Source organism: Stackebrandtia sp. (genome assembly GCF_035643755.1).
Classification (GTDB): Bacteria; Actinomycetota; Actinomycetes; order Mycobacteriales; family Micromonosporaceae; genus Stackebrandtia.
The window spans coordinates 22,927-30,305 of record NZ_DASQPW010000043.1 but is presented as its reverse complement, the minus strand read 5'-3'; the positions used below and the strand labels follow the sequence as shown (position 1 = coordinate 30,305).

The window sequence follows — 7,379 nt, the reverse complement described above, 5'->3', positions numbered from 1 at the left end:
CGCCGCCCGGTCACGGCCTCGACGTCGACAAGACCTCGGTGGGCCCGCCGGTCAGCCCGCACACGCCCCCGCATCAGCAGCGCCGCAACAAGGCCCTGCTCATCGTGGCCGGCGTGGTGCTGGCGGTCGTGGTGGTGGTCGGCGGGATCGTCGCGATCATCGGCAACAGCGGCGGCGGCGACACCGGAGACGGTGGGGGCGGCAAGAACACCTCGCAGGCCGACGGCAACGGCGACAACGGCGGAGACAAGGGCGACACGATCAACGTCGACCCGAGCCAGTACATCAACAAGAACCCCGAACAGGTTCAAAACGACCTGGAGAAGCTGGGCTTCAAGCACGTCGTGATCGACGGCAACGGGCGCTTCACCGCGGATGTCACCCCACAGGGAAAGCAGTCCCCGGACACCGAGATCACCGTGCGCACCAGCCGCGTCCCGCAAAACGGCGGCGACAACAGCTCGCCGGGCGACGGTTCCAGCCAACCGAACGACGGTGGCAGCAGCTCCTGCCAGGGTCTCGGATGCGAGATCGACTGATGGTTTCGCCAGGCGCCACGATGAATCACACAAAGGATTTCTAGACCATGACGGCGCAGCCCCGCCTGCTCGGCGGCCGATACGAGATCGGGCCGATGATCGGCTACGGCGGTATGGCCGAGGTTCACCGCGGTACCGACCTCCGACTCGGCCGCGACGTGGCCATCAAGATGCTGCGCACCGACCTGGCGCGCGACGAGACCTTCCTGACCCGGTTCCGGCGCGAGGCCCAGAACGCCGCCTCCCTCAACCATCCGTCCATTGTGGCGGTTTACGACACCGGCGAGGACACCACCGGCGCCACCCCCGTGCCGTACATCGTCATGGAGTACGTCGAGGGGCGCACCCTCAAGGAGGTGCTGATCGCCGAGGGCCGGCTGTCGCCGCGGCGGGCCTGCGAGATCGTGGCCGACGTGTGCACGGCGCTGGACTTCAGCCACCGCCACCAGATCATCCACCGCGATGTCAAGCCCGGCAACGTGATGCTGTCGTCCAACGGCCAGGTCAAGGTGATGGACTTCGGCATCGCCCGGGCCATGGCCTCGGGCCAGGCCACCATGACCCAGACCTCGGCGGTGATCGGAACCGCGCAGTACCTCTCCCCGGAGCAGGCCCGCGGCGAGACCGTGGACGCGCGCTCCGACGTGTACGCCACCGGCTGCCTGCTGTACGAGCTGCTGGTCGGCAACCCGCCCTTCACCGGAGACAACCCGGTCAGCGTGGCCTACCAGCACGTCCGGGAGGCGCCGATTCCCCCCAGCCAGGTCGACCCGGACGTGCCGCCCTCGGTGGACGCGATCGTGTTGCAGGCCCTGGCCAAGAGCCCGGCCAACCGGTACCAGACGGCCGGCGAGATGAGCGACGACCTGGAGCGCGCCATCGCCGGCCGCCCCGTGCTGGCCACCCAGGCGCCGATCGACGACGGCACCACCCAGCTGCTGGGGGCCGCCGACGCCGACGCCACCCGCGTGGTGCCCGCCGCCGTGGACGAGCCGTATCGCCCCAAACGCACCGGCCGCAAGGTGGCGGCGGTGCTGATCGCGCTGGTGGTGCTGGCGGGCATCGGCTTGGGGGTCTGGTACTTCACCAAGGGCGAGGCGCAGGTCCCGGTGCCGAGCGTGGTGGGCATGCGGCAGCAGGAGGCGGTCGACACCCTGTCCCAGAAGGGCCTGAAGTCGAAGGTCGAGAAGGTGAAGTCCTCCGACGCCAACCTGGGCAAGGTCACCAAGCAGACCCCCGGCAAGAACACCAAGGTGGACAAGAACTCCACGGTGATCCTGTCGGTGGGCCGGGGAGCGGGCAAGGTCGAGGTTCCCACATTGGAGGGATACGTCGGCTGCGACGACATGCGGACGGCCGTGGAGAAGGCGGGCCTGAAGTTCAAGTGCGACAAGAAGGACAGCGAGGAAAAAGAGGGCACCTGGATGGACCAGAAGCCGGACGCGGGCTCCAAGGTGAAGCCCAACACGACGGTGACGGTGACGGTGTCCAACGGGAACCTCAAGAACGCCACCGACGTGGTGGGTCTGGACGAGGACACCGCCTGCCAGCGGATCAAGGAAGACGGCTTCGAGTGCTCGGTGACCTATGTGGACCCGGGGGGCGATGATCCCGGCCAGGTGGAGGAGCAGAGCCCGACCAAGGACGAGACGGCCGAGCCCGGCTCCACCATCGACATCAAGGTGGGCGGCGTGCAGGTGCCCGACCTGAAGGACATGACCATCGGCGACGCCAAGTCCGAATACGGCAGCGACTTCAGCATCGTGACCGACAACCCCGACGCCGACGACACCTGGGTGATCACCGGCCAGACCCCGGGCAAGGGCGGCTGGAAGAAGCCGGGCACCACCATCCGGGTGACCGCCAAGCGCGGCGGCATCGGCGGCTAGGAGCCGAAAGGGATTCAGTCGAGGGCGGGCGCGATGGTGCCCGTCACCTCGCCGAGCCCCAGCATGGTGCCGCGCGGGCCCGGTGCGGTGGCCGAGATGGTCACGGCGTCGCCGTCCTCCAGGAAGGTGCGGGTCGAACCGTCGGGAAGCTTCACCGGTTCGGCGCCCGCCCAGGTGACCTCGAGGAAGCTGCCGCGCTGGTCCTTGCCCGGGCCGGAAACCGTTCCCGAGGCGTAGAAGTCGCCGGTGCGCAGGCTGGCGCCGTTGACCGTCATGTGCGCCAGCTGCTGCGCGGGCGTCCAGTACATGTCGGCGAAGCGGGGCCGCGACACCTCCATGCCGTTCCACGACACCGACAGCTCCAGATCGTAGGCGTAGCGGTCGGACTCGGTCAGGTACGGCAGCACTTCGGGGTCCTGCGCGGGCGCGGGAACCCGGGCGGCCGCCAGCGCGTCCAGCGGTGTGACCCAGGTGCCGATCGAGGTCGCGAAGGACTTGGCCAGGAACGGACCCAGCGGGCGGTACTCCCAGGTCTGGATGTCGCGGGCCGACCAGTCGTTGACCAGGACGACGCCGAAGACGTGCTCGGTGAAGGCGTCGGCCGACACCGTGGTGCCCAGGCGGCTGGGCACTCCGACCACGAAGCCCACCTCGGTCTCGATGTCGAAGCGGGCGCTGGGCCCGAAGACCGTGCGGCCGTCGCCGGTGCGCAGCTGGCCGCGGGGCCTCACGATCGGGGTGCCCGAGGGCACGATGGTCCCGGCGCGTCCGTGGTAGCCGACCGGCAGGTGCTTCCAGTTCGGCAGCAGCGCCGGTTCGTTGGGGCGGAACATGGCGCCCAGGTTGGTGGCGTGGTGCTCGGAGGAGTAGAAGTCCACGTAGTCGCCGGGGGTGAACGGCAGGTGCATCCGGGCGTCGGCGATCGGGGTGAGCAGCGGCGAGATCACCCCGGCCAGGTCGGAGTCGGTGAGGGCGTCGGTGATGTTGCCGCGCACCTTGCTCCATGCCTCGCGGCCCAGCGCCATGAAGGGGTTCAGGGTGTCGGAGGCCAGCGCGCTGCAGGTGGGGCAGTCGGAGCAGGTGCTGCCCGACACCACCTTGCGCAGGTCGAGCACCCGGTCGGCGATCCGGACACCCAGCCGCGGCGCGGGATCGTCGGGGGTGGAAAAGACTCCGTAGGGAAGATGGTGGATGCCGTATGGACTGTCCTCGGCTCCGGCGACCCAGCTCACGTCTCAATTCTCCTTGCGTACCAACGAAAGATCGATCAGGTCATCGAGGGGCTCGGTGATGCTGCACGAGCCGAAGCCGACCCAGGCGGGGCGGCGAAGCGGCAGTGCGTCGCGAACCCGGTCGAGGAGGGGCGCGGATTCGGTCGTAGCCAACATATCTGTCACGGTTTCGATACCGTCACCCGCGTCGGCGGCAAGCGTCGCGGCCAGCACATTGACGAATCCATGGTGGACGAATCCGGTGGACGGGTCGGTGTGGCGCACCGCATGGTGCAGTCCCGCGGTGAGCTTGAAGTTCAGGCCGCGTTCGACGCAGCCGCCGATCGCCGCGGCCAGGGTTTCGGGGCCGGGGAACAGTTCCGGCGCCAGCCCGCCGGTGCGGAACTTCGGCGTCAGCCCGCCGTCGGCCAGGCGGTCGAGCAGCGGCGCGGGGTCGGTCACCGGGATTTCAGCGAATGTCGGCAGCCCCCAGTCATTCGCGGATTCGGCCAGGGCGTCGAGGGCGGCGGCGTCGGCGGCGCGGGCCTCCACGTGATGGGCGACCACGCCCTCGGGCAGCGCGGCGATCGCGGGCCCCACGGCCGCGGGGCCGGAGTCGGCGATCAGCCCGAGCCGCAGCGGGGCGTCGGCGCCGGACAGCGCGCCCAGCTTGCCGACCGGCAACAACAGCGGCCCCACCAGGTCCTCGAACCACGACGCCCGGTGGGCGCGGTGCCCGCTCAGGGCGTCGGGCAGGGCCGCGTTGCCGGGCGGAAACACGGCGGCGTCATCGACCAGGCCGCGCAGCAGCGGGGGAATCGCGACGGATGGCGGCGTCATGTCCACCACAGTACGGGGTGATCGGCGTCGCGAACTCGGCGACTGAACGCGGGTTAGGCTGACAGAAGTTTCGCAACGGATTCCTCAGGGAGGGCGACATGCCTTACTACCGCGCGGTCGGGGAGATCCCCCACAAGCGGCACACTCAGTTCCGGCAACCGGACGGCAGCCTCTACGCCGAGGAACTCATGGGGCAGGAGGGGTTCTCCTCCGACTCGTCGCTGCTGTACCACCGGTACCTGCCCACGGCGATCTCGTCGAGCCAGGAGTACGTGCCCAGCGGCGCCGACCCGCAGCCGAATCACCCGTTGAAGCCGCGCCACCTGCGCACCCACAAGCTGGACTCCGGCGGCGGCGACGCCGTCATGGGCCGGCGCCCGCTTTTGTCCAATGCGGACTGTCGAATCTCGTACGCGGTGGCCGACACCCCGTCGCCCCTGTACCGCAACGCGATTGGCGACGAATGCCTCTATGTGGAGGACGGGTCGGCCCGGGTCGAGACGTCGTTCGGGGCGCTGGACGTCGTCGCCGGCGACTACCTGATCGTCCCGATGTCCACTATCTACCGCATCGTGCCCACGGGGGACAGTCCGTTGCGGACACTGGTGGTGGAGTCGACCGGGCACATCACCCCGCCCAAGAAGTACCTGTCGGTGCGCGGCCAGTACCTGGAGCACTCGCCGTACTGCGAGCGGGACATCAAGGGGCCGACGGAACCGTTGTTGGCCGAGGGCTCCGACGTCGACGTCTACGTGCAGCACCGGGGCCGCGGCGCGTCGACCATCTGGACCAGGTTCACCTACGCCCACCACCCGTTCGACGTGGTCGGCTGGGACGGCCACCTGTATCCGTGGGTGTTCTCGATCCACGACTTCGAGCCCATCACCGGACGCATCCACCAGCCGCCGCCGGTGCACCAGACCTTCGCCGGACCGAACTTCGTGATCTGTTCCTTCGTCCCGCGCAAGGTGGACTACCACCCGGACTCGATCCCGGTGCCGTACAACCACCACAACGTGGACTCCGACGAGGTGCTGTTCTACACGGGCGGAAACTACGAGGCCCGTAAGGGATCCGGGATCGAGCAGGGCTCGATCTCCCTGCATCCCTCCGGTTTCACGCACGGCCCGCAGCCCGGTGCCCCCGAGCGCGCCATCGGCGTCGACTACTTCGACGAGCTGGCCGTCATGGTGGACACCTTCCGGCCGTTGGAGCTGTGCGAGGGCGCGCTCGCCTGTGAGGACACCGGCTACGCGTGGACCTGGAACCGCCCGCCGACGGACTAGTCGAAGAGCTGGTCGAAGAAGCTCTTGCGGCGCTTGCGGCCGTAGCCCCCCTGATGGTGGCCGCCGTAGGAGTGCTTGTAGCGCGCGCCGCCGTGGGAATGCCGGTAATACGGCTGTCCCCCGTACTCGTACGGGGAGGCCGGCGGCGGGTACTGGCCCGGGGCCGGGGCCGCCGGGGGTGGCGTGGTCGGCTGCACCTTGGTCGGTGGCTCGTCGGCCTGCGCGTTGAACTTCGCATCGGCGTCGATGAGGTGCTCAAGTTCGCCGCGGTCGAGGAAGATTCCGCGGCACTCCGAGCACTGGTCGACGGTGACGCCGTTGCGCTCGTACTGCCGCATTTTTGCGTGGCACTTGGGACAGGTCATCTCCATACGAACTAACGGTACCTGTGACGTGCGGGTCTTCGCGGACCACACGGGGTTCGGGTGGGCGGTGTTCTTCAACACCCACCACCACACGCCGAAAACCGCGGGGTACAACAGGTATCCGAAGCGGCTCGACGGCATCAACGCGATGGCCACCAACAGGCCGACGGCGCACACGCCCGCCGCGCGGTACGCGGTGTCGGGCGGGCGCGCGACGACGTAGACGCCCAGGGCGATCGCGGCGACCACCAGCAGGACGGTCGCGATCACGCCGCCCGCGGGCAGGTGGTTGGCGATCAGGTAGCCGGGGAACGGGGACGCCGCGGTGGAGTCCACCATCCCCCTGCCGAGCGGGAAGTCCACCACGTTGGCCACGAAGTCCTTGCCGTGCAACAGCAGGATCGGCGCCAGCGTCACCAGCGGAATCCCGATGGCGGGCGGCGCGAAGCCCGCGGCACGGCGCCTCCGGATCGCCAGGACCAGCAGCACCACGAGCACCGGCCAGGCGAAGAGCTTGGCGGCCGCCGCGCAGCCCACCGCGATCCCGGCGCCGGTGAACCGGCCGGACGCCGCGAAGGCCAGGGCCAGCAGGCAGGCGGCCAGGATCGGCAGGTCGTCGCCGCCGGTGGCCAGGGTGAGGGCGCAGATCGGCAGCACCCCAACGGATTGCACGGCCCGCACCGCGACGCCGCGCGGCATGCCGGAGCGCGCCAGCACCCGCAGGGCGCCGAAGACGCAGCCGATCGTGGCCACGGCGAACCAGATCCGGGCGTCGCCGAGGCCGCCGGAGGTGAGCGCCCGCGGCAGCCCGAAGACCGACATGCCGGGCTGGTAAGGGTTGTAGCCCAACAGCTTGTGCGGCAGGTCGGCGATCTTGTCCACCGACAGGTACGGCGAGCCGGTCTTCAGCAGGCGCACGCCGGAGTCCTCGATGACGCCGACCTCCTCCTGGGACCGGCCCGACACCCCGGCGGCGCGCTGCGTCACCTCGGCGGCCAGCGGCATCAGGCTCACCGCGGCCGAGGCGCCCAGCGCGATCCACATGCGAGCGATGGCGGGCAGCGCGTACCGCGTCACCAGCATCGCGGAGATCAGCATGGCCGGAACGTATCCGCCCAGCGCGATGGCTCCCCAGAACCGGTGGGCGGGCAAAGTGGACCACAGTGCGGTGGTGGCGGCGAAGGCCGCGCACAGCCCGTACAGGGCCACGTCGATCAGCAGGGACGCGCGGCTGCTTCGCTCCATCGCG

Annotated in this window: 5 protein-coding genes and 1 pseudogene; 3 read left to right on the top strand and 3 right to left on the bottom strand. The window is 69.6% G+C overall.

Annotated features, from left to right (window positions below; genetic code table 11):
• Both VE172_RS03250 and pknB read left to right on the top strand, forming a co-directional pair.
• Positions 1-539, top strand: a pseudogene (locus VE172_RS03250) (hypothetical protein); the annotation flags it as partial.
• Between the two features lie 47 nt (positions 540-586).
• Entirely contained in the window at positions 587-2,428 is a 1,842-nt protein-coding gene (pknB, locus tag VE172_RS03245) for a Stk1 family PASTA domain-containing Ser/Thr kinase (protein ID WP_324797098.1), read from the top strand.
• A 14-nt stretch (positions 2,429-2,442) separates the two neighbouring features.
• Here the strand turns inward: pknB and fahA are convergent, their stop codons facing one another.
• Both fahA and VE172_RS03235 read right to left on the bottom strand, forming a co-directional pair.
• Positions 2,443-3,660, bottom strand: a complete 1,218-nt coding sequence (gene fahA / locus VE172_RS03240) for a fumarylacetoacetase (RefSeq protein ID WP_324797095.1) — start codon at positions 3,658-3,660, stop codon at positions 2,443-2,445.
• 3 nt (positions 3,661-3,663) lie between these two features.
• The gene (locus VE172_RS03235) at positions 3,664-4,479 is read right to left on the bottom strand and encodes a hypothetical protein (RefSeq protein ID WP_324797091.1); all 816 of its coding nucleotides are present in this window, start codon (positions 4,477-4,479) and stop codon (positions 3,664-3,666) included.
• Between the two features lie 98 nt (positions 4,480-4,577).
• Here VE172_RS03235 and VE172_RS03230 point away from each other — a divergent pair, with 98 nt between their 5' ends.
• Positions 4,578-5,765, top strand: coding sequence for a homogentisate 1,2-dioxygenase (locus VE172_RS03230; RefSeq protein ID WP_324797088.1), 1,188 nt, complete (start codon positions 4,578-4,580; stop codon positions 5,763-5,765).
• Here the strand turns inward: VE172_RS03230 and VE172_RS03225 are convergent.
• Entirely contained in the window at positions 5,762-7,375 is a 1,614-nt protein-coding gene (locus VE172_RS03225) for a zf-TFIIB domain-containing protein (protein ID WP_324797085.1), read from the bottom strand. The two genes, VE172_RS03230 and VE172_RS03225, sit on opposite strands and share 4 nt — an antisense overlap.
• Positions 7,376-7,379 lie beyond the last annotated feature (4 nt).

Excerpts from the sequence above, each read along its gene's own strand:
- pknB (WP_324797098.1), top strand. The coding sequence starts at position 587 with ATGACGGCGCAGCCCCGCCTGCTCGGCGGCCGATACGAGATCGGGCCG.
- VE172_RS03235 (WP_324797091.1), bottom strand. The coding sequence starts at position 4,479 with ATGACGCCGCCATCCGTCGCGATTCCCCCGCTGCTGCGCGGCCTGGTC.
- VE172_RS03230 (WP_324797088.1), top strand. The coding sequence starts at position 4,578 with ATGCCTTACTACCGCGCGGTCGGGGAGATCCCCCACAAGCGGCACACT.
- VE172_RS03225 (WP_324797085.1), bottom strand. The coding sequence starts at position 7,375 with ATGGAGCGAAGCAGCCGCGCGTCCCTGCTGATCGACGTGGCCCTGTAC.